This is a genomic window from Mangrovihabitans endophyticus, assembly GCF_014646155.1.
Lineage (GTDB): Bacteria > Actinomycetota > Actinomycetes > Mycobacteriales > Micromonosporaceae > Actinoplanes > Actinoplanes endophyticus.
The window spans coordinates 40,980-62,852 of sequence record NZ_BMMX01000004.1; the positions used below are offsets into that span (position 1 = coordinate 40,980).

General features: G+C 69.8%; 22 protein-coding genes. 17 read left to right on the forward strand and 5 right to left on the reverse strand.

All coding sequences use genetic code 11. The features are described 5' to 3' along the window. Nucleotides 1–1,726 (forward strand): PrsW family intramembrane metalloprotease (locus IEY73_RS07805; protein ID WP_268240422.1); only part of this gene is annotated, 1,726 nt, incomplete at its 5' end. Here the strand turns inward: IEY73_RS07805 and IEY73_RS07810 are convergent. After that, nucleotides 1,717–2,013, reverse strand: coding sequence for a GroES family chaperonin (locus tag IEY73_RS07810; protein ID WP_189078631.1), 297 nt, complete (start codon nucleotides 2,011–2,013; stop codon nucleotides 1,717–1,719). The genes IEY73_RS07805 and IEY73_RS07810 overlap by 10 nt on opposite strands. 210 nt (nucleotides 2,014–2,223) lie before the next feature. Here IEY73_RS07810 and IEY73_RS07815 point away from each other — a divergent pair, with 210 nt between their 5' ends. After that, the gene (locus IEY73_RS07815) at nucleotides 2,224–3,486 is read left to right on the forward strand and encodes an AI-2E family transporter (RefSeq protein WP_189078426.1); all 1,263 of its coding nucleotides are present in this window, start codon (nucleotides 2,224–2,226) and stop codon (nucleotides 3,484–3,486) included. On the opposite strand, the gene IEY73_RS07820 is transcribed toward IEY73_RS07815, so the two are convergent. Further along, complete coding sequence (locus IEY73_RS07820; RefSeq protein WP_229715681.1) at nucleotides 3,463–5,385, reverse strand: ATP-dependent DNA helicase; 1,923 nt, start codon at nucleotides 5,383–5,385, stop codon at nucleotides 3,463–3,465. The two genes, IEY73_RS07815 and IEY73_RS07820, sit on opposite strands and share 24 nt — an antisense overlap. A gap of 240 nt (nucleotides 5,386–5,625) precedes the next feature. Here IEY73_RS07820 and IEY73_RS07825 point away from each other — a divergent pair, with 240 nt between their 5' ends. The 4 genes from IEY73_RS07825 (at nucleotide 5,626) to IEY73_RS07840 (ending at nucleotide 9,032) form a co-directional block, all read left to right on the forward strand. Continuing rightward, complete coding sequence (locus IEY73_RS07825; protein ID WP_189078428.1) at nucleotides 5,626–6,132, forward strand: DUF402 domain-containing protein; 507 nt, start codon at nucleotides 5,626–5,628, stop codon at nucleotides 6,130–6,132. Nucleotides 6,133–6,287: 155 nt separating this feature from the next. Then, nucleotides 6,288–7,289: a PI-PLC domain-containing protein gene (locus IEY73_RS07830; protein WP_189078429.1), complete on the forward strand. Its 1,002-nt coding sequence runs from the start codon at nucleotides 6,288–6,290 to the stop codon at nucleotides 7,287–7,289. Nucleotides 7,290–7,394: 105 nt separating this feature from the next. Further along, nucleotides 7,395–8,021 carry a DUF47 domain-containing protein gene (locus tag IEY73_RS07835; protein WP_189078430.1) on the forward strand — a complete coding sequence of 209 codons (627 nt, stop codon included), beginning with the start codon at nucleotides 7,395–7,397 and terminating at the stop codon, nucleotides 8,019–8,021. 3 nt (nucleotides 8,022–8,024) lie between these two features. Beyond that, nucleotides 8,025–9,032, forward strand: a complete 1,008-nt coding sequence (locus tag IEY73_RS07840; RefSeq protein WP_189078431.1) for an inorganic phosphate transporter — start codon at nucleotides 8,025–8,027, stop codon at nucleotides 9,030–9,032. 8 nt (nucleotides 9,033–9,040) lie between these two features. Here IEY73_RS07840 and mshD read toward each other — a convergent pair whose 3' ends face one another. Together mshD and IEY73_RS07850 are read right to left on the reverse strand one after the other, a co-directional pair. Continuing rightward, nucleotides 9,041–9,919: a mycothiol synthase gene (gene mshD / locus IEY73_RS07845; protein ID WP_189078432.1), complete on the reverse strand. Its 879-nt coding sequence runs from the start codon at nucleotides 9,917–9,919 to the stop codon at nucleotides 9,041–9,043. An 18-nt stretch (nucleotides 9,920–9,937) separates the two neighbouring features. Then, a complete protein-coding gene (locus IEY73_RS07850) occupies nucleotides 9,938–10,660 on the reverse strand; it encodes a winged helix-turn-helix transcriptional regulator (protein WP_189078433.1) in 723 nt (240 codons plus the stop codon). A gap of 283 nt (nucleotides 10,661–10,943) precedes the next feature. Between IEY73_RS07850 and IEY73_RS07855 the strand changes: the two genes are divergently transcribed. The 9 genes from IEY73_RS07855 to pstB all read left to right on the forward strand — a co-directional run bounded on the left by IEY73_RS07855 (nucleotide 10,944) and on the right by pstB (nucleotide 18,775). Next, entirely contained in the window at nucleotides 10,944–11,942 is a 999-nt protein-coding gene (locus IEY73_RS07855; protein WP_189078434.1) for a hypothetical protein, read from the forward strand. Nucleotides 11,943–12,107: 165 nt separating this feature from the next. Next, on the forward strand, nucleotides 12,108–12,896 hold the full coding sequence (locus tag IEY73_RS07860; RefSeq protein ID WP_189078435.1) for an LmeA family phospholipid-binding protein: 789 nt from the start codon (nucleotides 12,108–12,110) through the stop codon (nucleotides 12,894–12,896). A gap of 86 nt (nucleotides 12,897–12,982) precedes the next feature. Beyond that, on the forward strand, nucleotides 12,983–13,060 hold the full coding sequence (locus IEY73_RS34370) for an Ms5788A family Cys-rich leader peptide (RefSeq protein WP_311772860.1): 78 nt from the start codon (nucleotides 12,983–12,985) through the stop codon (nucleotides 13,058–13,060). A 151-nt stretch (nucleotides 13,061–13,211) separates the two neighbouring features. Continuing rightward, entirely contained in the window at nucleotides 13,212–14,060 is an 849-nt protein-coding gene (locus tag IEY73_RS07865) for a sulfurtransferase (protein ID WP_189078436.1), read from the forward strand. A 5-nt stretch (nucleotides 14,061–14,065) separates the two neighbouring features. After that, nucleotides 14,066–14,383, forward strand: coding sequence for a DUF1416 domain-containing protein (locus IEY73_RS07870; RefSeq protein ID WP_189078437.1), 318 nt, complete (start codon nucleotides 14,066–14,068; stop codon nucleotides 14,381–14,383). Nucleotides 14,384–14,678: 295 nt separating this feature from the next. Continuing rightward, on the forward strand, nucleotides 14,679–15,767 hold the full coding sequence (gene pstS / locus IEY73_RS07875; RefSeq protein ID WP_189078438.1) for a phosphate ABC transporter substrate-binding protein PstS: 1,089 nt from the start codon (nucleotides 14,679–14,681) through the stop codon (nucleotides 15,765–15,767). Between the two features lie 46 nt (nucleotides 15,768–15,813). Beyond that, on the forward strand, nucleotides 15,814–16,884 hold the full coding sequence (gene pstC, locus IEY73_RS07880) for a phosphate ABC transporter permease subunit PstC (RefSeq protein WP_189078439.1): 1,071 nt from the start codon (nucleotides 15,814–15,816) through the stop codon (nucleotides 16,882–16,884). 17 nt (nucleotides 16,885–16,901) lie between these two features. Next, a complete protein-coding gene (pstA, locus tag IEY73_RS07885; RefSeq protein ID WP_189078440.1) occupies nucleotides 16,902–17,984 on the forward strand; it encodes a phosphate ABC transporter permease PstA in 1,083 nt (360 codons plus the stop codon). Between the two features lie 14 nt (nucleotides 17,985–17,998). Continuing rightward, complete coding sequence (gene pstB, locus IEY73_RS07890; RefSeq protein WP_189078441.1) at nucleotides 17,999–18,775, forward strand: phosphate ABC transporter ATP-binding protein PstB; 777 nt, start codon at nucleotides 17,999–18,001, stop codon at nucleotides 18,773–18,775. A gap of 11 nt (nucleotides 18,776–18,786) precedes the next feature. Here the strand turns inward: pstB and IEY73_RS07895 are convergent, their stop codons facing one another. After that, nucleotides 18,787–19,566 (reverse strand): NUDIX hydrolase, encoded by a 780-nt coding sequence (locus IEY73_RS07895; protein ID WP_189078442.1) that lies wholly within the window; start codon nucleotides 19,564–19,566, stop codon nucleotides 18,787–18,789. A 38-nt stretch (nucleotides 19,567–19,604) separates the two neighbouring features. On the opposite strand from IEY73_RS07895, the gene IEY73_RS07900 reads away from it, so the two are divergent. Beyond that, the gene (locus IEY73_RS07900) at nucleotides 19,605–20,585 is read left to right on the forward strand and encodes a Gfo/Idh/MocA family protein (RefSeq protein WP_189078443.1); all 981 of its coding nucleotides are present in this window, start codon (nucleotides 19,605–19,607) and stop codon (nucleotides 20,583–20,585) included. A gap of 43 nt (nucleotides 20,586–20,628) precedes the next feature. Continuing rightward, nucleotides 20,629–21,489: a hypothetical protein gene (locus IEY73_RS07905; RefSeq protein WP_229715660.1), complete on the forward strand. Its 861-nt coding sequence runs from the start codon at nucleotides 20,629–20,631 to the stop codon at nucleotides 21,487–21,489. Nucleotides 21,490–21,873 lie beyond the last annotated feature (384 nt).

A 21,873-nucleotide genomic window follows, 5' to 3' on the forward strand; every position in this document is an offset into this window, starting at 1 on the left:
GGCGGCTCCGGACGCTGCTGCGGTGCCCGACGCGGCTGCGGCGGACGGCGCGGCGGCGGACGGCGTACGCAAATCCGGATGGCGCCGCTGGCTGCCGCTGGTGGGAGTGATCGGCTTCATCGCGTCCTGTGCCGTCGCGATGCTCCTGATTCTGGGCTTCAGCAGCGGCATCACCGGGCTGCTGGTGGGCCTTGTCGCCGCGATTCTGCCGGTGCCGGTGCTGGCCAGCAGCTTTCTCTGGCTCGATCGGTATGAGCCGGAACCCACCAAATATCTCGTGTTCTGCTTCGCCTGGGGCGCCTCGGTGGCGACCCTGGTCGCGCTCGGTGTGAACACCGGCGTGGCAGCTCTGTTCGACAAGATCGGGCTGCCCGAAGCCCTGGTCGCCGTGCTCGTCGCACCGTTCATCGAGGAGTCGATGAAGGCCGCCGGTCCGATTCTGCTGTTCTGGCGTCGCCGCCGCGAATGGTCGGGCATCACCGACGGCATCGTGTACTGCGGGCTGTCCGCGCTCGGTTTCGCGATGGTGGAGAACGTCCTCTACCTCGGAGGTCACGGGTACGCTGCGGGCGCCGACCAGTACGGCCCGGCGACCGGCATCCAGAACGTGTTCCTCATCTTCATCGTGCGGATCCTGTTCACCGGCTTCGCGCACCCGCTGTTCACCTCGATGTCCGGCATCGGCCTGGGACTGGCCTCACGCTCCCCGGACCGGCGCGTGCGCTGGCTCGCTCCGATCGCCGGTCTTCTGCTGGCGATGATCCTGCACGGCACCTTCAACCTGCTTCCGACGCTGTCGGTGGCGACCGGCCAGTCGCTGATCATGCTGTACGGCTACATCGGCTTCATGGTGCCGTTCTTCTTCGCGGTGGTCGGTTTCGCCATCGCCCTGCGTAGCTGGGAGGGCCGGCTCAGCGAGCGCGTGCTTCCGCTCTATGTCCGTACGGGGTGGCTGTCGCCGCCCGAGGTGGCTGCCCTGGGGAGCCTGGGGCGTCGGCACTCGGCCCGGCGGTGGGCCAAGCGAGTGGCGGGCCCGGACGGGGTCAAGGCGATGCGTGCGTTCCAGTTCGCGGCGACGCGTCTCGCCATCCTCCGGGACGGCCTGCAACGAGGCCTCGAACGCAGCCCGGAAGAACTGGCCAAGACGACGGAGGAGGAGCGTCGGCTGCTGGTCAGCATCCTCGACCACCGGGCAGCCTTCACCGGCCGGGACCCGCAGATGCCGCAGGCATGGTGGGACGGCAACCGGTATCGGGTGGCCTTCCCGGACGGTACGACCAGGACGGTCGACCCGCCGGAGGAGCCGGTCGTGCCCGTGCCGGTGCGTCTGGCACCGATGCCTCAGCCGGTGACGGCGCCGCCCTTCTACGGTCAGCCGGGGTACCCGCCCTACGGTCAGCCGGGGTACGGCCGGCCGGTCTACGGCGCACCCGGTCACGGCCCGCAGTGGGGCCCACAGTGGGGCCCGCAGTGGGGCCCACAGTGGGGCCAACCCGGACAGCAGTGGGGTGCACCCCCGCAGTGGCCGGCCCAACAGCAGTGGCCGGCGCAGCAACAGCAGTGGCCGGCGCAGCAACAGCAGTGGCCGGCCCAACCGCAGTGGCCGGCCCAACAGCAGTGGCCGGCGCAGCAGCAGTGGCCGGCGCAGCAACAGTGGGGGGAACCGCCGCCCGATGCGGACCGGCGGCACGATGGCGAACCCGGGAACCCGGGACCTCAGAGGTAGAGACCGGTCCCGTCCGACTCCACCCTGCTGGCCGCCACCGCGTGCACATCCCGTTCGCGCAGCAGCACGTACTCCTTGCCGTGCAGCTCGACCTCGGATCGGTCGTCGGGGTCGAAGAGGACCCGGTCTCCGATGATGATCGAGCGGACGTTGGGTCCGATGCCGACGGCGGTCGCCCAGGAAAGCCGGCGTCCCATCGAGGCTGTCGCCGGAATCACGATGCCGGCCGATGATCGCCGTTCGCCCTCCTTGCCTTCGAGCTGAACCAGGACGCGGTCGTGCAGCATGCGGATCGGCAGCGCAGAGGTGTCGGTGCTCACGCAGCAGACGGTACGCCCGCTTGTGCTGCGCCGATCGTCGGGACACCTGGCGCGTCGGATCACCGGGCGCGTCGCACTTGGGCGCGTCGGCTGGTTTGCCGGATCGCGGCGCGCCACAGTGAATGCGCGCGGCGACTACCGTGGTGCACCGCGTGAGAACAGCGAGGGGGTGGACGGTTGAGCCGCCTGCGGAACGTCCAGCTAAATGTTCGCAAGGCCTTCGACAGCGGCCGTGAATCCGTGCGTGCGGCTCGCCAGCATCGCGGTGCCGAGATCGCGGAGCGGAACGTGGAATTCGCGCCGCCGCCGCCGGACAGCGCCGCCGAGCACGAGTCCACGTCCAGCCGTGACGACGCCGAGGTGCCGCACTCGTTGCGCATCGCGGCCGCCTGGTCCTGGCGGCTCATCGTGGTCGGGCTGGTCGGCTGGGTCCTGCTCCGGCTGATCGGAATCGTCAGCATCGTCGTCATCCCGCTGGCCGTGGCGCTGCTGCTGTCCGCACTGCTCGGTCCCGCGGTTGGGTGGATGCGCCACCTGCGGCTGCCGCCGTCACTCGCCACGTTCCTGGTGATGATCTGTGGTCTGGCCGCGGTGGCGGGCACCCTCACCCTGGTCGTCAACCAGTTCATCGACGGCCTGCCGCAGCTCACCAGCAACGCCAGCGCCGGCGTCCGGCAGATCCAGGAGTGGGCTCGCACCGGGCCGCTGCATCTGTCCGACGATCAGGTCGATCAGGCGATCAATTCGCTGCAGGACTGGGTGAACGCGCACACGTCACAGCTCACGGCCACCGGTGTGGCCACCGCGGCCACGCTGGCCGAGTTGCTGACCGGGATGCTGCTGGTGCTGTTCGCCACGTTCTTCTTCCTGCGCGACGGACGCAAGATCTGGCGTTTCATCGTGCGCCTGTTCCCGGTCAATGCCCGGTGGAGCCTGGCCGACGCCGGGGACGCTAGCTGGGCGACGCTAGGCGCCTACGTCCGGGCCACCGTCCTGGTCGCGTTCATCGACGCGGTGGGCATCGGTTTCGCCCTGCTGATCCTGCGGGTCCCGTTCCCGTTCCCGCTGGCCGCCCTGGTCTTCCTGGGCGCGTTCGTGCCGATCGTCGGTGCCAGCGTCTCCGGCGCGGTGGCCGTGCTCGTCGCACTGGTGGATCAGGGCTGGGTGATCGCCCTGATCCTGCTCGGTGCCGTGATCCTGGTGCAGCAGGTGGAAGGACATGTCCTGCAGCCGCTGATCATGGGACGCGCGGTGGCGATCCATCCGCTTGCGGTCATCGTCGGGATCGCCTCCGGGGTCATTCTGGCCGGGATCATCGGCGCGCTTGTCGCGGTGCCGTTGATCGCGGTCCTGAACACGGGCGTGCGGCGTCTGGCGCGGCGGCACCCGGAGGTGCCGCCGAGCGCCGTGGTGGTGTCAGGACACGGCGAGGCGCCGTAGCGCGCCGACCGCCACCTCACGCCGACACGTGTACCAGAACGGTGGCAACGACTTGCGCAGGAAGGCGCCGTACCCGCGTGCCGTCTCCAAACGGGAGTCCAGCACTGCCACCACGCCCTTGTCGCCGGTGGAGCGGATCAGTCGCCCGACCCCCTGCGCGAGGCGGACCGCGGCGATGGGCACGCTGACCGACGCGAAGCCGGAACCGCCCGCGGCGTCCACCGCCGCGCTGCGCGCGGCGGCCAGCGGCTCGTCCGGCCGGGGGAACGGCAGCCGGTCGATCACCACGAGCTGGCAGGCGTCGCCCGGCACGTCCACGCCCTGCCAGAGGCTCATCACCCCGAACAGGCAGCTAGCCCGGTCCTCGCGGAACTTGCGGACCAGCAGCGGCAGCGTCTCCTCGCCCTGCAGCAGGACCGGCAGATCGGTGCGTGCCCGGACCAGCTCCGCGGCCTGGGTGGCGGCCCGGCGCGAGGAGAACAGGCCGAGCGTCCGGCCGCCGAGGGCACCGATCAGTTCGAGCAGTTCCTCGCCCGCGCCGCCCGGCAGCCCGGAAGCAGCGGGTCTCGGCAGGTGGGCGGCGACGTAGAGGATGCCCTGTTTCCCGTAGTCGAAGGGCGAGCCCACGTCGAGCGAGCTCCAGCCCTCGCCGCGGGCGGGCTGGGACGGGCCGGACTGCGCCGACGTCGGCTGGGTGGGCGCGACGGCGCTCACCGGCAGGCCCAGCGATCTGGCCACCGTGTCGAAGCGCCCGCCCAAGGCCAGGGTGGCCGACGTGGCGACCACGGTGCGGTCCTGGTAGAGGCGGTTGGCCAGGGTGCCGGCCACCGACAGGGGCGCCACCACGAGAGCCCGCCGGCCGTGGCCGAGATCGGATTTCTCCACCCAGGCGACGTCGTGATCGGACTCCTCCATGAGCCGCTGCGCGGTGTCCGACAACTCGTCCAGGGTGGCCTTGGCCTGCTGCTTGCGGACCGGGTCGGGGTCGTCCGCCTTGATCTCGCCGACGCCCTGCAACGCGGCGCGGGTCGCCTTGTCCAGCAGCAGCACACCCTGCGCCAGGCCGGGGGGCATCCCGCTGGTCAGGCGCCCGGCCGGCGTGTCGCCGAGCCCGACCGTCAGCGCGTCGGCGGCCTCGGACAGCGACTCCGCGACCGCCGGGGAGAGCAGCGGCCGGGCCCGCTTGGCGGCGCGTTCCACGGCCTCCGGCGTCAGCTCCGCCTGAGCCGCGGAGGAGACGCGGTCGGCCAGCTCGTGCGCCTCGTCGATGACGAGCAGCTTGTGCGGCGGAACGATGGCGCGCTCGGCGATCATGTCGACGGCCAGCAGGCTGTGGTTGGTGACCACGATGTCCGCCTCGCGGGCGCGCACACGGGAGGCTTCCGCGAAACACTCGTTCCCGTACGGGCACCGGCCCGCGCCGACGCAGTCCCTGGCCGGCATGGACACCTGACGCCAAGCCGTGTCGTCGACGCCCGGATCCAACTCGTCGCGATCGCCGGTGGCAGTCTTGTCCGCCCACGCCTGCAGGCGCTGGATCTGCTTGCCGAGACGGCCGGCCTCGCCCAGCCAGCGCGGCGGCGCGTCGTCGAACAGTGAGTCGGTCGGAGCCTCCTCGTCGGCGTGTTCCATCTTGGCCATGCACAGGTAGTGATGGCGGCCCTTCAGCACCGCGAACGTCGGGCGGCGACCCAGCACCGGCTCGACCGCCTGCGCCAGCCGCGGCAGGTCGTGCTCGACCAGTTGGTTCTGCAGTGCCAGGGTGGCCGTGGACACCACCACCGGCCCGTCCACCAGCAGGGCGGGCGTGAGATAGGCCAGCGACTTGCCGGTGCCGGTGCCCGCCTGGACCAGCAGGTGCTCCCGATCGGTGACCGCCTTCTCGATGGCGGCGGCCATGGCCTCCTGACCGGGGCGGGTGGCGCCGCCGGGAACCGCCTGCACCGCGGCGGCGAGCAGGTCCGACGCGTCGGCGCGCCCGGGCCGGCGGCGTGCCCCCTTCCCGGCGGCCGGAGCCGCCTCGGACGGGGCCCCGGCGGAGGGCGTGGTGGTGGCGGCGGCGGAGCGGGCGACGGCAGACACGGCAAGACGGTACCCGCCGACACCGACACAACGGTCGTACCCGTTAGGGTTCTTGTCATGCCGAGCGAGATGGTCCGGGTGGTCTACACCAAGTACGACGGTTCGGCCCATCGGGACTACCCGGCACGTCGGCTGCACACCGATGACCTGGGCATCTGGGTGGGTGTGACACGCGGGACGGAGTCCGTCTACCACGGGCGCCCCTCGGTGGAACAGATCCCGTTCGTGCTCCTCATCCCGCACGAGGCGTGGTGGACCGGGATGTTCAACCCACCGCCGCGGACCAGTGAGGTCTATTGCGACATCACCACCCCGGCGCGGTGGGACGGCGACACCGTGCACATCATCGACCTCGACCTCGACGTGGTCCGCCGTCGCGACACCGGCGTGGTGGAGCTGCGCGATGAGGACGAGTTCGAGCTGCACCGGCGGCGCTATGGCTACCCGGAGGACGTGGTGAGCTCGGCACACGCCGCTTCCGGGCACCTGCTCGGCGCGCTGCGGGACAGCGTCGAGCCGTTCGCGACGCACTTTCGCAAGTGGTTGTCGCTCGTCGCCGCCTGAGTTCTTTCACCGTCACGGGACCGGCATCGGCCCGGCATTGCGGATTTTCTGTACGACATGGCCCTGCCGGGAGTGTCAGATATGACACAGTGGTTTGAGCGTTTTGGGAGCTAGATCCCTTTTCGTCCGGACTGAGGTGTCAGGAGGCGGGCTCGATGGCGGATGACCTCACACTGTTCGCGGGCGGTGTGACCGGCGCGGCGGGCGCGATCGGCGTGGCGTCGATCGGACTCCACCTGTTGCGCCGCCCCGGCCGCTATCTGCCCGGCGGCCACGCCGTGGTCAGCGATGCGGTGCGCGATCCGCTCCCCGCGGTGCTGCGGCGCGGGCTCGCCGGCATGACCGTTCCGGTGTGGCCCGGTCCGACCGGTGAGCTCTTCCTCGGCCGTGGCGCCGCGCGTCCCGGCCACACACTCCGCCGTCGGGTTCTGGCGCCGCTGTCCGCACGGGCCGGGGCCAACGGTGGCCGCCTCTGCCGCGACCAGCGCGTGCCGTTCCGCTTGGTGATCGAGTTCGCCGGGGCGCACCGCGACCCGCAGGCCCTGCTTCGCGCGTACCGGAAACTGGACCAGCAGTTGCACGCGCACGCCGCCGTGCTGAGCTGTTGCGACGACGGTCGGTTGACGCCCGGAGCGGTGACCGTCGCGGTGTCCGGCATCGTGGACGCCAGGGAGTTGCTGGCCGCGGAGCGGACCCGGTACGCGTTCGTGGACGGTTCGTTCGACGATGTCGGTTCGAGCATGGTCCCGCCGACGCTGGCACCGATGATCAGCGAGCCGTGGTCACGCCGGTTCGGCTGGGACGGGCAGGAGCCGATTCCCGCCGAGGAGCGGCATCTGCTGCACGCGATGGTGCGGGCGGCGCACGCGGACGGTCGTACGGTACGGATCACCGGTCTGTCCCAGGGGTCACGGCGTGCCCGGCGGGCGATCTGGATCGAACTCGCCGCCGCCGGCGTGGACGTGATCGCCGACGCCGACCAGCGCGGCCTGGCGCGCCACCTGCGGCGCCGGTCGACGGCCCCGGCGCAGACGCCGACGAGGACCGCGCCGTCCCCCCGCCTGGCGCCGGCCGGTGCGGCGCGGTTCGACGCCGCTCGGGGTGACGAGCGCCCGAATGATCACGGCTCGGGCGATCTTGACACCACTGCAGGTTAAATTCGCCTGTACCGAGGGTGAACGGGGGTAGGCGGGCGCGGCAACCCGGGCCGCATTCCCTAGCATTCCCCGGAGATCCGCTCACCCGAGATCGAGGTTCGCGCCGTGAAGTTCTCCTTCCGCCCCACCGAGGGCGCCTTTTACGACCTCTTCACCCGCGCGGCGAAGAACCTGGTGCGGGGCACCGAGCTGCTCAACGAGCTCGCCCTGCCAGGCGTCGACGTCCAATCGGTGAGTGAACGGCTGACCGACGTGGAGCACGACAGCGACCAGATCACGCACGACCTCTACAAGAAGATCAACTCAACGTTCATCACGCCGTTCGACCGCGCCGACATCTACTCGCTCGGCTCCCAGCTCGATGACGTGATGGACCACTTGGAAGCGGTCGGCAACCTGCTCTACCTCTACGGGCTGACCGAGTTGCCGTCGCTGCCCCGCGAGATGCACGAGCTCGTGACGGTCCTCGACCAGCAGGCGAAGATCACCGCGGACGCCATGCCCAAGCTGAGCGCGATGAAGGGCCTGGAGGAGTACTGGATCGAGATCAACCGGCTGGAGAACGACGGCGACCGGGCCTACCGGATGCTGTTGGTGCGGCTGTTCTCCGGTGAGTACGACGCGCTCACGGTGCTCAAGATGAAGGAGGTGGCCGACGAGATGGAGGCCGCCTGCGACGCCTTCGAGCACGTGGCCAACACCATCGAGACCATTGCGGTCAAGGAGTCCTAGGCCTTGACTTCCGAGCTCGTCGCGGTCCTCGCGGTCATTTTCGCCGCGATGGCGTTCGACTACACCAATGGTTTCCACGACGCGGCGAACGCCATCGCCACCAGCGTCAGCACCCGAGCGCTGACGCCGCGGGTCGCGCTCATCATGGCCGCGGTCGGCAACTTCGTCGGCGCGCACCTGGGCGCCGGGGTGGCCCGGACGGTCGGCGACGGACTCGTCGACCTGCCGCCCGGAGTGCCCAGCCTGGGCATCGTCTTCGCCGGCGTGCTCGGTGCCATCGCCTGGAACCTGATCACGTGGTACTTCGGTCTGCCGTCGTCCAGTTCGCACGCGCTCTTCGGCGGACTGGTCGGCGCCACCCTGTTCGCCTCGCAGGGCACCGTGCAGTGGGGCACGATCATCGACAAGGTGCTGATCCCGATGGTCGCCTCGCCGATCGTGGGCATCATCCTGGGCTTCGTGGTCATGGTCGCGATCATGTGGATCTTCCGGCGTGGCAACCCGGGCAAGCTGAACCGCGGATTCCGGATGGCGCAGACGGTGTCGGCGGCGGCCATGTCGGTCGGACACGGCATGCAGGACGCCGCCAAGACCATGGGCATCGTCGTGCTCGCCCTCTACACCGGCGGTTTCCAGGACGACACCACGCACATCCCGTGGTGGGTGTTCTGGACCTCGGCGGCGGTGCTGGCGGCGGGCACGTACGCCGGTGGCTGGCGCATCATCCGCACCCTGGGCCGTAAGATCATCGACTTGGGACCGGCCGAGGGTTTCGCCGCGGAAGCGGTGGCCAGCTCCGTGCTGTTCTTCAACGCTCAGGTTCTGCACGCGCCGATCTCCACCACGCACACCATCACCTCGGCGATCATGGGCGTGGGCGCGACCAAACGCCTGAACGCGGTGCGGTGGAACGTGGCCGGCAGCATCGTGATCGCCTGGATCACCACGTTCCCGGCCGCCGCCGCCATCTCCGGCATCGTGTACTTCCTGGTGCGGCCGCTCTTCGGCTGAGCGAACCGTCAGCCGCCGGTGTAGGTCACATCGGTGGTGTGCACCGCGAAGCCGACGCCGCGATACAGGGCAGCCGCCGCGGCATTGGACTCGTCCACATAGAGCATGGCCCCGGTCAGCCCGCGACCGGCGAGATGCCGCAGCCCGGCGACCGTCAACGCGGCGCCCAGGCCCCGGCGATGGCCGCCGGGGTCGACGCCGAGCACATAGATCTCGCCCAGCGCCGGATCGTCGCCCTCCGGCGGATGCACCTTGGTCCAATGGAAGCCGACGAGCTTGTCCGCCACATCCACGGCGAGCAGAAAGCCGTCCGGGTCGAACCACGGCTCGGCCTCCCGCAGATCCAGGTCGGCCCGCGTCCAGCGCCCCTGCTCGGGATGATCGGCGAAGGCTCGGCCGTTCACGTCCAACCAGGCGTCCTCGTCGAATCCCGGCCGAAAGGCGCGGATCGTCACGTCGGCCGGCAGCGGGCGGTCCGGCACCGGCGTGGTGAGCGGGCGGCGCATCTGCCACAACACGCGCGTACGGGCGAAGCCGTGCCGTTGCGCGAAGGCCCGTGCCGCGGGCAGGTCGCCGTGTGCCCAGAAGTGGTGCGGTCCGGGACCCGAAGTGGACAGCAGCGCCGTGCCATGACCACGACGTCGCAGGCGGGGATGCACCACCAACTCGCCCGCATCGTCGTCCAGGTGGGCGTATCCGGCGAGCTCCCCGTCGCCGTAACCGAGCAGATGCCGTCCGGGACCGCCGTGCCGGAGCCGCAGGATGGTGTCCTCGGACAGCGGACGCACGCCGTCGGCGGCGAAGGCGGCATCCGCCAACGCCAGCACGGCGGACGCGTCCGCAGCCGAGAGCCGGTCCACGGCACGGACCGGCTCGTCAGGCGTCATGAGGGAAGGAGCCCGCGATCAGACCGGCAGTGAGACCGGCTCGTTCTCGGGCAGTTGACGACCGGTGGGCGGCACCACGAACTTGTAGCCGACCTGCCGGACCGTTCCGATCATCGACTCGTACTCCGAGCCGAGCTTGGCCCGCAACCGCCGCACGTGCACGTCGACCGTGCGGGTGCCGCCGAAGTAGTCGTAACCCCAGACCTCGCGCAGCAACTGGTCGCGGGTGAACACCCGCCCCGGGTGCTGGGCGAGGAACTTGAGCAGCTCGAACTCCTTGTAGGTGAGGTCGAGCGGCCGACCCTTGAGCTTTGCGGCGTACGTGTCCGGGTCGATGTTGAGGTCGCCGGCCCGGATCGAGCCGCCCGCTCCGGCGGTGGCGTTGGTCAGCCGGCCCACACCCAGACGCAGGCGAGCCTCGACCTCGGCCGGTCCGGCGCTGGCGAGAATGACGTCGTCGACGCCCCAGTCGGCGTTCAACGCGATCAGCCCGGCCTCGGTGACCACGGCGACCAGCGGCACGCCGATGCCGGTGGCGTGCAGCATCCGGCATGTGGCGCGGGCCTCGGAGAGCTCCGAGCGGGCATCCACCAGCACGGCGTCGGGACTGGGACCGGAAACCAGCGTGCGCACGTCACGCGGCGCGGTGCGCACCGAGTGGGGCAGCAGGTCCAGTGCGGGAAGCACGGCGGACGGCTCACCGGCGCGGGCCGTCACCAACAGGAGGATTTCCACACTCACCTCGATCCTCGCGGCATGCAGCCGCTCGGGTGACCCGGCGCGGATGCGGTCTCCGCGGCCGGAGGACGGGTCCCGGCGTCACCGACGGGTGGGCTGCGCTCACTTTAGCGGATGGACCACGGTGTTCACCCCGGTCGGATCATCGAGTGATGTGACGAACGCCCCGGAGGTGACCGTTTGGGCAATCCGTAACCATCCTTTTACCCGATGTTAGTGGTGGGGTGTCGTCGCGGCACCGAGCGCCCCGGCGAGTCGCCGCGCGGCGTCTGGCACCATCGCAGGCGTGTTCCCCTCCATGCCACAGGACGGCGAACGGGATCCCTGGGGCCCCGACCGGTCCCGTGAGATCGCCAAGTCGGCGCCCGGCCGGGCGACGTTCGCCGAGCGGTCGTCCGGTCACGGCGGCGATGCCGACCGCGAGGACCCGGAGCTCGTCGAGGACGAGATCGAGGTCGTGGCGGTCCGCCGGAGCCTGTCCCTGGCCATCGCCGGATTCGCCGGCCTGCTCGCCTTCGGCCTGGTGGTCGGCGCGCAGACCACCGGCCCCGACGCGCGCACGTCGTACGCCGCGGTGATCTTCGGCATCCAGGCACTGTTCCTCTTCGCATGGATGACCGCGACTCGCCCGCCGGCCGCACCGGTGATCACCGGCATCGGCGCGGTGGTCGGCCTGCTGACCGTCTACATCGCCGCGACGAGCGCGTCGGTCTCGTTGCTCTCGCTGTTCTGGGTGGCGCTCGCCGGACTTTTCGCGGCGGTGGTGGCCCAGCTCGTGCGGGCGGGCGATCGGCATCGGATTCGCGAGTCGTTCGGCAACACCGCGGCGGTGGTGTTCGGCGTGGCCGCCTTCGCCATGCTGGTGTTGCTCACCCGCAAGCCGACGGGCACTCAGTCGCTGCTGGTCTGCGTGTCCACGGCCGGGCTGGCAGTGCTGCTGGCTCGCCTGGCGGACGCGGTGTACCCGAAGCCTCGGCTGGCGCCGCAGGTTCCGCGGGGCGGGATCGGCGTGGTGCTGGGCGCGATGGTGGGCACGCTCGGCGCCTCGGCCCTGGGCAGCGTGCTGGTGCTGCCGTTCACGCCGGCCAAGGGCGCGGTCCTCGGGCTGGTGGCGGCGGGCGTGGCGGTGGTGGCGGACCTGGGCGTCAACTATTCAGAGGCGGCGCGCGAGGAGGACACGGAGACGCCGACGTTCTGGGTGGCCCGGCACCTGCAGGGGCCGCTGGCGGCGTTCGCGGTGGTGGCCCCGGTGGCGTACGCGATGACGACCTTCTACCTGACATAGCCCCGCACCGCCCTCCAAGATCGAGGCCCGCCATGCCCGGGAACCCCCGAGCGGCGAGTGCTGCACGGCCGGCGGCGGGTCGGCGTACTGTTTCGCCGCCGACTGGATCCGGGCATATAGGGTCGCCGGGCGTTCCAGAGCGCCCGTGACGAAGGGGAGAGCACCGTGGCCGAGGTCTACGAGCAGCGACCGCGTCGACGCCGGGGACGGCGTCTCTTGATCGTCCTCGTCGTGCTGTTGCTCATTCTCCTGGCGCTTGCGGTGGTCGCCGACCGGGTGGGTGCGGCGGTTGCGGAGCGTGTCATCGGCGACCGGGTCGCCGAGCAGGTCGCCGACAAGGGCGCCTCCTCCGATGCCCCGGACGTGACCATCGAGGGAGTGCCGTTCCTGACTCAGGTGGCCAGCGGCGAATATCAGGAAATCAAGATCGAGCTGCGCAACTTCTCCGGGCCTGCGGGCAACGGGCAAACCATCAAGATGCCGCTGCTCGACGTTCGCGCCCAGGATGTCAACGCGCCGCTCGACACGCTGCGCAGTGGGAACGGTGATATCACCGCCGGCACGGTGACCGGCACGGGCACGGTGGACTATGCGACGGTCACCGACCTGATCGGCCGGGATGGCGTGAAGCTGGCGGAGAATGACGGCAAGCTGGCGGTGACGGCTCCGGTCCAGGTGCTTCAGCAGTCGGTCACGGTGAACGGCACGGCGAAGCTGACCGTGGCGGACGGCAACGTGGTGCAGGTGCGCTTCGAGACGCTCGATGCTCCCGGCCTGCCGAACATCCCGCTGGTGCAGAACCTTCTCAACAACTTCGCCAAGCAGTTCTCCTTCGACATCAAGGTGCCGGAGTTGCCGCTGCAGATGACGGTGCAGAAGGTGCAGCCCACGGCGGACGGCCTGGTGATCGCCGCGAACGCCGACGACGTGTCGCTGAACACGGGCGGCATCTGAGCTGTACGACGCGCGGTGTGATCGCCGTCCCGGATCGTGGTCCGTGTCTGTTTGAAGGCGTGGAATCGCTGGTAGGGTCGCTTCCCATGAGCCTGCTGCTCACCAAGAGGCGCGCGGTCGACCTGTGCCGTGTGGCCGCCTGCCTGTGTCGCCCTGTCATCTGACGGGGCCGACTGCGCCTGCTCATTTCAGCCCGGCAGTGGCACCGTTCGCACCCCTACGTGATCCGTTTCCGCTGGGTTACGCGCGTGCGACGAGCAACGATTGCATGCGCGCTGACTCATTCCGTCCTCACCTGACAGAGGGAGTTTTCTGATGAGTCGCGAAACCGCGCTCGTGTCTGCCGATTGGGCCGAGAAGAACCTCGAAGCGCCGGGTGTCGTCTTCGTCGAGGTCGACGAGGACACCTCCGCCTACGACGGCGGGCACATCCCCGGCGCTGTCAAGATCGATTGGAAGAAGGACCTGCAGGATCCGGTCCGGCGTGACTTCCTGAACCAGGAGCAGTTCTCGCGCCTGCTCTCCGAGCGCGGCATCGGCAACGACGACACCGTGGTGCTCTACGGCGGCAACAACAACTGGTTCGCCGCGTACGCGTACTGGTACTTCAAGCTCTACGGGCACGGCGACGTCAAGTTGCTCGACGGCGGTCGCAAGAAGTGGGAGCTGGACGCCCGCCCGTACTCGACCCAGGTGCCTAGCCGGCCGGCGACCTCATACGCCGCGAAGGCGCCGGACACCTCGCTGCGCGCCTTCCGCGACGAGGTGGTGGCGGCGATCGGCGCCAAGAACCTCGTCGACGTGCGCAGCCCCGACGAGTTCGCGGGCCGTCTGCTTGCGCCGGCGCACCTGCCGCAGGAGCAGTCGCAGCGTGCCGGGCACATCCCTACCGCGATCAACGTGCCCTGGAGCAAGGCCGCCAACGAGGACGGCACGTTCAAGTCCGACGACGAGCTCGCCAAGCTCTACGCCGCGGCCGGCCTGGACGACACCTTGGACACCATCGCGTACTGCCGGATCGGCGAGCGGTCCAGCCACACCTGGTTCGTGCTCAAGGAGCTGCTCGGCCGGGAGAACGTGAAGAACTACGACGGATCGTGGACCGAGTACGGATCGCTGATCGGCGTGCCGATCGTGCTGGGCGACGAGCCCGGGAAGGCGTGAGATCGATGACCGATGTGAGCGGCTGCGCCGCACCGGACCAGGCGGCGCCCCTTCCGGCGAGCGTTGATCTGGAGAAGGAGACCGTCATCACCGGAGTGGTGAACAACGCCGACGGCGACGCGGTGGGCGGCGCGTACGTGCGTCTGCTCGACTCCGGGGGCGAGTTCACCGCTGAGGTGGTCACCTCGCCCGAGGGGGTGTTCCGGTTCTTCGCGGCACCGGGATCGTGGACGTTGCGGGCGCTCTCCCGCCACGGCAACGGCGATCTCACCGTGGACGCCACCCGCGGGGTGAACGAAGTCGGCATCAACGTCGCCGCCTGACCCACGCTCTGTCAGCCGCGGGGCGGGACCTGAAGGTCCCGCCCCGCGGCTCTTTTGAGGTCGCCACATGCGTCACAAGACGGTCAAGCGGGCATCTCGAAGGCGTCACGGCTGACCGTCTATATCGCATATTTCGGTCTCTAATCACTCAGTTCACGTAACGGACAACTCGCCCTCAGTCGTTAGTAAGGTTTACGGTCGCACGTGTTCACCTTCCGTTCATTTCTCTCCGGGGAGCAGTCCACCTCCCCCTCTTAGCTTCGGGTGCACCAGAAACGCATCCGAAGGGAACACCGTGAAGCTCCAGCGAGTCGGCTACGCGGCCGGCATTGCTTTGACTGCAACGCTCGCGCTCACCGCTTGCGGCTCGGACAACGAAGCTGCCGGCGGCGGCGAGAACGTCTCCAGTGAGAACTGCGTCGCGGGCACCATCCAGGCGCAGGGCTCCTCCGCCCAGAAGAACGCCATGGACGAGTGGATCAAGGCGTACCAGGGTCAGTGCTCCGGCGCGCAGATCAACTACAACCCGACCGGCTCCGGCGCGGGCATCGAGGCCTTCATCAACGGCACCGCCGACTTCTCCGGCTCCGACTCCGCGCTCAAGGAAGACGAGCAGCCGCAGGCCGACGCCAAGTGCGCGGGCGGCCAGGCGCTGAACCTGCCGATGGTGACCGGCCCGATCGCGGTCGTCTACAACCTGGAGGGCGTGGACGGCCTTCAGCTCTCCGCCCCGCTGCTGGCAAAGATCTTCTCCGACAAGATCAAGACCTGGAACGACCCGGCGATCGCCGCCGAGAACCAGGGCGCCAAGCTGCCGTCCAGCGCGATCCAGGCGGTGCACCGCGCCGACGAGTCGGGCACCACCGACAACTTCACCAAGTACCTGAGCAAGTCCGACGAGGCCGACTGGACGTACGGCAACGCCAAGGCCTGGAAGGCCCCGGGCGGCGTGGGTGCGACCAAGTCCGACGGCGTTGCCTCCCAGGTGAAGAGCACGCCGGGCACGATCTCCTACGTCGAGCTTTCGTACGCGGAGAACAGCGACCTGAGCATGGCGAAGATCAAGAACGGTGCCGGTGAGTACACCGAGCTCACCGGCGAGTCCGCGGGCAAGGCGGTCGAGGGCGCCAAGATCGTCGGCACCGGTGACGACCTGAAGCTGGAACTCGACTACACCACGACCGAAGCGGGCGCCTACCCGATCGTCCTGGTGACGTACGAGATCGTGTGCAGCAAGGGCAGCCCGAAGGCGGACGCCATCAAGGGCTTCCTGACCTACACCTCCAGCGAGGCCGGACAGAAGGAACTCGGCGACCTGGGTTACGCTCCGCTGCCGGAGTCGGTCCGGAGCAAGGTCGAGGCCTCGGTCGCGAACATCTCCTGAGCAGCATCTCCCTCGTCCAACCCTCGAGACGACAGCGAGCGAGCAGATGGGTGATTACCCCTCCCGCTCGGTGGACACCGACGCCGGTGGTCCGGGCGCGACCGATGGTCGCGACTGGGCCGCCGGCTCCGGCGTATCGCCGAGCAGTCCCGGCCACCCGCCCCTCGGCGGCGGCGGTGCCCTGCCGAAGAAGTCCCGGTTCTCCACCGAGAGCGGATTCCGTGCGCTGAGCACGGCTGCGGGTGCGATGGTGCTGGTCATCATCGTCGCCATCGCGATCTTCCTGGTCTCGAAGGCGATGCCGGCGCTGCAGGAGAACACCGAGAACTTCCTGACCTACAAGCGCTGGTTCCCGAACGACGCCAACCCCAACTTCGGTATCGCGGCGCTGGCCTTCGGCACCGTGCTGTCGTCCGTCCTGGCGCTGCTCATGGCGGTGCCGGTGGCGTTGGGCATCGCACTGTTCCTGTCGCACTACGCGCCGAAGCGGCTTGCCACCCCGCTCGGCTTCACGATCGACCTGCTCGCCGCGGTGCCGAGCGTCGTCTTCGGCCTGTGGGGTCGTGACGTGCTTCTCAGCCCGGTCCGTGACTTCTCCGAGTGGCTCAACAAATACTTCGGCTGGATTCCGCTGTTCGGCGGCAACGGCCCGTTCGGCCGTTCCGTCCTGCTCGGCAGCCTGGTCTTGGCGATCATGGTGCTGCCGATCATCACCTCGCTGTCGCGGGAGGTCTTCCAGCAGACACCGGGCATGAACGAGGAAGCGGCACTCGCCCTCGGCGCCACGAAGTGGGAGATGATCCGCACTGCGGTGCTGCCGTACGGGCGACCCGGCGTGATCGCGGCCGTGATGCTCGGCCTGGGCCGGGCCCTCGGCGAGACCATCGCCCTGGCGCTGACACTGAGCGCCACCTTCGACATCTCGTTCAACCTCATCGAGTCGGGCGGGAACACCATTGCGGCCAACATCGCCAACACGTTCGCCGAGGCCAACGACACCGGACGCGGCGCATTGATCGCCTCCGGCCTGGTGCTGTTCGCCATCACGCTGGTGGTCAACATGGCCGCGCGGGTGATCATCTACCGGAGGCGCGAGTTCCGCGACAACGCAGCATGACAGAAGGAAAACGACGCATGAGCGTGCTGGAACGCGAAGCATCCGTCGGCATGACGCCGGAACACATCCGGTCGCAGCGCCTGCCGCTGGTCGTCAACATCGGCATCGGCGTGCTCGCCCTGGTCCTGTCGGCGGTGCTCGTGCTGAGCACCGGCATCGGCAACTGGGTGCTCGTGGTGGTGCTGGGCGTGGTGCTCTACCTGGTCGGCCTGCTGGCCGCCGCCACCCGCGTCGAGGGTCGCCGTTCGGCCCGCAACCGGCTGTGGCGTTCGCTGGTCTACGCGGCCTGCGTGCTGGCCGTGCTGCCGCTGGCCTCGGTGGTGTGGACGCTGGTCTCCAAGGGCGCCGCCCGCTTCGACGGAGACTTCTTCCTGACGTCGATGAACAACATCGGCGCCCGTGATGAGAACGGCGGCGCCTACCACGCCATCGTCGGCACCCTCGAACAGGTCGGCATCGCCGCGCTACTCGCCATCCCGCTGGGCGTGCTCGGCGCGATCTACCTGGTCGAGTACGGCCGCGGCAAGTTCGCCCTGACGGTACGGTTCTTCGTCGACGTGATGACCGGTATCCCGTCGATCGTCGCCGGTCTGTTCGTGCTGGCGTTCTGGGTGCTGATCGTGAGCCCGTGGTTCAACAACGGAGTCCCGCGCTTCTCCGGATTCGCCGCCGCGTTGGCGCTGACCGTGCTGATGCTGCCGACCATCGTGCGATCGACCGAGGAGATGCTGCGGCTGGTGCCGGGGCCGCTTCGCGAGGGCGCGTACGCGCTCGGCGTACCGCAGTGGAAGACGATCCTGCGAGTGGTGCTGCCCACCGCCCTGCCCGGCATCATCACCGGCATCATGCTCGCCATCGCTCGTGCCGCAGGCGAGACGGCGCCCGTCCTGCTCGTCGCGGGCGGCGCCCCGTTCATCAACTTCGATCCGTTCCTGGGAAACCAGTCGTCGCTGGCGCTGTTCGTCTATCAGCAGGCCGGCGACGCGTCGAAGTACGCGCAGCCCCGAGCCTGGACGGCAGCATTGACGCTGGTCGCCCTGGTGCTCATCCTGACGATCGCGGCCAAGCTGCTCGCTCGCCGCAACCGGCTGTCCCGATAAGAGGTGTCATCCCCATGGCCAAGCGCATCGAAGCGAGCAACGTCTCGTCGTACTACGGATCGTTCAAGGCGATCGACAACGTGTCGATGACCGTCGAGCCGAAGACCATCACGGCGCTGATCGGTCCCTCCGGCTGCGGCAAGTCGACCTTCCTGCGGTCCATCAACCGCATGCACGAGGTGCTGCCGAACGCCCGCATCGAAGGCCGGCTGACCATCGACGATCAGAACATCTACGACTCGGACGTCGACGTCACCGCGGTCCGTCGCATGATCGGCATGGTGTTCCAGCGGCCCAACCCGTTCCCGACCATGTCGATCTTCGACAACGTGGTGGCCGGATTGCGCCTCAACGGCGTGAAGCGTAAGTCGACGCTGGAGGAGTCGGCGGAGAAGTCGCTGCGCGCGGCGAACCTGTGGGACGAGGTGAAGGACCGCCTCGGCCGACCGGGCGCGGGTCTGTCCGGCGGTCAGCAGCAGCGGCTCTGCATCGCCCGTACGATCGCGGTGGAGCCGCAGGTCGTGCTGATGGACGAGCCGTGCTCCGCGCTCGACCCGATCTCCACGCTGGCGATCGAGGACCTGATGTTCAAGCTGAAGGACCGCTTCACCATCATCATCGTCACGCACAACATGCAGCAGGCGGCACGGGTCAGCGACAAGACCGGCTTCTTCTCCATCGACAAGACCGGTGACCCGGGCCGGCTGATCGAGTACGACGACACGCAGAAGATCTTCAGCAACCCGAGCGAGAAGAAGACCGAGGACTACATCACCGGTCGTTTCGGCTGACGGTTCCCGTCTCAGTCGATGCTCAGCACGGCGCCGCCGTCCTCGGTCGCCTCCACGCGTGCGTGAACCGGGGTGGCGGCGTCGCGTCGTGCGGCCGCGGCGACCACGTCGGCGGCCGTGCGGTGCGGCCGCAGCGAGTCCAGCGTCGCCCGGGTGGGCGGGAGCATCGCCAGTTCGGCGGAGCCCGCCGGACTCACCCAGCGCGTCTCCTCGCTCTCCCCGGACACGTCGTGGGTTCGCTGCCCGTCCGGCAGCAGAGCGACGAAGAACCACGTGTCGAACCGCTGCGGAGCGAACTCCGGAGTGATCCAGCGCGACCACGGCAGCAGCAGATCGTCGCGCAGCCGCAATCCGCGTCGCGCCAGCAGATCGGTCATGGAGAGGTCGCGCGCCGCGACCGCCGCACGGTCCGCCTCCCCGTCGTCCGGGCCCAGATCGCTCACCGTGTGGTCCGGCTCGTCCGCCCGGCCCGCCAGCAGGACGCCGGTCTCCTCGAACAGTTCCCGGATCGCCGCGCCGACCACCGCGCGGGCCTGCTCCTCCGGCACGCCCAGCCGCCGCGCCCAATCCGGGCGCACGGTCGTGGGGCGGTCGGTCGGATCAACCCGACCACCGGGGAAGGCGAACATGCCGCCGAACGCCATCGTCGCGGCACGTCGCTGGAGATAGACATGCAGCGTCGTGGGATGCAGCAGGACCACGGTGGCGGCCGGGCGCACCGGCACGGGCGTGCCCCGGAAGTCCCGGGCCTGACGCGCCAGCGCGGGCGGGAACGGCAAGTGCTCGGTCACCCTCCGATGGTGCCACCCGGAGCGATACCGTGGCGATCATGACTGACCGCACGACCCGCTGGGGCATCCTGGGCACCGGAGCCATCGCCGCCACCTTCGCCGCGGACCTGACCCATGTGGCCGGTGCCGAATTCGCCGCGGTCGGCTCGCGTACGCCCGAGGCGGCGACCGCCTTCGCCGACAGGCACGGCTTCGCCCGCGCGCACGGGAGCTGGGATGCGCTGGCGGCCGACCCGGACGTCGACGTGGTCTACGTAGCCACCCCGCACGCCGCTCACCTGGACGCCGCGCTGGCGTGCATCGCCGGCGGCAAGGCGGTGCTCTGCGAGAAGCCGATGACGCTGGACATGCCGACCTCCGCTCGCCTGGTCCAGGAGGCCCGCACCCGCGGGGTGTTCCTGATGGAAGCCATGTGGATGCGGTGCAACCCGGCGATCCGCAAGGTCGTCGAGATGGTGCGTGCGGGGGCGATCGGTGACGTCGTCGCCGTGCACGCCGATCTCGGCTTGCAGGGACCGTTCCCGCCGGAACACCGGTTGCGCAATCCCGCCCTGGGCGGCGGCGCGCTGCTCGATCTCGGCATCTACCCGCTGCACCTGGCGCATCTGATCCTGGGTGCGCCGGCACAGGTGCGCTCCTGGGCCGACCTCACCCCGGAACTGGTGGATCGCACCACCGGCATGCTCCTGGGGTACGAGTCCGGCGCGGTGGCGGCGCTGACCTGCGGCATCGACGGCGCCACCCGTAACGCCGCGACCATCACCGGCACCACCGGCCGCATCGAGCTGCCGGTCGAGTTCTACCGTGCGCAGTCGTTCGAGCTGCACCGGGGCGGCGCGACGGAGACCTTCGAGTTGCCGTTCGCCGGCGGCGGCTATCAGTTCGAGGCCGAGGAGGTGCAGCGTTGCCTGCTCGCCGGGGAACGGGAAAGCCCGCTGGTGCCGCATGCCACCACGCTGGAATTGATGAACCTGATGGATACGATCCGCGAGGAGATCGGCGTACGGTACGACCGTTGACCGCCGCGCGGACGTGCGAGCGTCGCGTGTCACGATGGCAGCCGTGACCCCGCCACCCGGCTATCCGTACGCGCCACCCGCACCGCCGCGGCGTACCCGCCGGATCTGGCCGCCCGTGCTGATCGCGGCATGGGTGGCGGTGCTGGGGGTGCTGGCGGTCTGGTCCGCGCGCAACGACCCGCCCACCGTCGCCGACCAGCGAGACATCGCCGCGGCCATGCCGGAGGTGCGCCGCGCGACCGGGGCGCTGATGGCCGCGGCGGACGGCCCCGACCGTGCCGTGGTGCTCGGCGACACGGTGTTCCAGAATTGCAGCGTCACCGCGGTGCGGGACGGGCGTCAGGCCGTTCGCGACATAACCGTCTACGTGCCCGCCGGGCGCGCGCTGCCGGTGCTCCAATCGATCGCCGGACGGCTGCCGAGCGATTACCGCGCCGGCGCCGGTGCGACCGCCACCGGCCGCCGCGTCGGGCTGCATGCCGACGCCGGCGTGTTCGTCGGCATCGATGCTGCCGCCAGTGTCGACTCGCAGGTGCTGACGTTGCGCGTATCCACCGGATGCCGCCCCGGGGCGGGCGCGAAGCCGAACGAGGCCGGCCCCGCTCCCGGTCCGCCCCCGGCCGCGTTGACCGCCGCGTTGCGCGCACTCGGCGCCGCTGCACCGGCGAATCCGCGGACGCAGTCGGTCGCCTGCCCGGACGGCGGTGTCGCGGCAACCTGGACGGTGCCGTCCGTGGCCGCCCCGAAGGATCTCGGCGCCAGCCTGCAGCCGTTGGTCGCCGGCGCGAGCGTGGTACGTGCGGAACCGGCGGGGTGGGCCTACCGGACCCCGGCGGGTTCCGTCGTGGTGCTGGCCCAGGGCGACGGCGGCCTGCGGGTGAGCGCGACCAGTTCCTGCGCCTGAGCCGCACCGCACCACGTCCCGCTCTGCCCAGCCCCGTCGCGTCCCGTCCCGGCTCGTCGCGTGCCGTCGCGTCCCGGCTCGTCCCGGCTCGTCGCGTCCCGTCCCGCCCGGCCCGGGCTCGTCGCGTCCCGCCCCGCGATCTTGGACTTTGCGTGGTCCATACGCGGCATCTGTCCACATTTGACCTCCCCGAGAGTCCAAGATCGCCCCCGTCGTCGGGGCGATCTTGAGGTTTGTGTGGATGGAAGGGGGCTTTCGTGGGGAAATGTGGCACCGCAAACTCCAAGATCGCGGGGGCGGGGCGTGCTGGGTGGGTGTCGCGGGGGCGGGGTGTGCTGGGTGGGTGTCGCGGGGGCGGGGTGTGCTGGGTGGGTGTCGCGGGGG